General features: G+C 57.9%; 1 protein-coding gene. It reads left to right on the top strand.

Going from position 1 to position 725, the window contains the following annotated elements; translation table 11 throughout:
• A partial coding sequence (locus QP997_RS09720) for an IS6-like element IS1628 family transposase (RefSeq protein ID WP_284847002.1) occupies nucleotides 1-649 on the top strand: 649 nt, incomplete at its 5' end.
• Between the last annotated feature and the right edge of the window lie 76 nt (nucleotides 650-725).

Raw genomic sequence — 725 nt, 5'->3', positions numbered from 1 at the left:
CTGCCGCTACGGCGTGAGCTATCGCGACCTCGAAGAGATGATGACCGAGCGGGGAGTGCCGGTCGATCACACCACGATCTACCGCTGGGTCCAGAAATATGCTCCTGAGCTGGATAAGAAGACCCGGTGGTATCGGCAAGTTCCTGACTGGCAGGCCAGGTCCTGGCGGGTGGATGAGACCTATATCCGGGTCGGGGGAAAGTGGTGCTACCTCTATCGGGCAATCACCGCCGGTGGCCAGACCCTGGACTTCTACCTCTCACCAAAACGCAACGTCGCGGCAGCGAAGCGTTTCCTGGCGAAGACGCTGCGGTCGAATAAATCGGCAGGCTATCCGCGGGTGATCAGCACCGACAAGGCCCCCTCACTCGCCAGGGCAATCTCTGAGCTGAAGGCGGAAGGCGTCTGTCCATCGACGGTCGAGCATCGTCGGGTGAAATACCTCAACAACGTCATTGAAGGCGATCATGGCCGGTTAAAGCGGATCCTGGGGCCGAAAGGAGCATTCAAAAACCGAACGTCTGCCTACCGGACGTTGAAAGGGATGGAAGCGATGCACTCATTGCGGAAGGGGCAGGGCACGATGTTTGCCTATGGTCACCCGAATCCGGATGCAGTGATTGTTAGCCGGGTATTCGAGACGGCCTGACAACACAGGAACATAGCGTTGATCACACAATAAAAACGGAGCTTTCTTGGCTCCCGCCCCAAGTTGCAACAGCACC

Source organism: Corynebacterium sp. MSK039, from assembly GCF_030232315.1.
Taxonomy (GTDB): Bacteria; Actinomycetota; Actinomycetes; order Mycobacteriales; family Mycobacteriaceae; genus Corynebacterium.
This window is presented reverse-complemented; position numbering and strand designations above follow the sequence as displayed.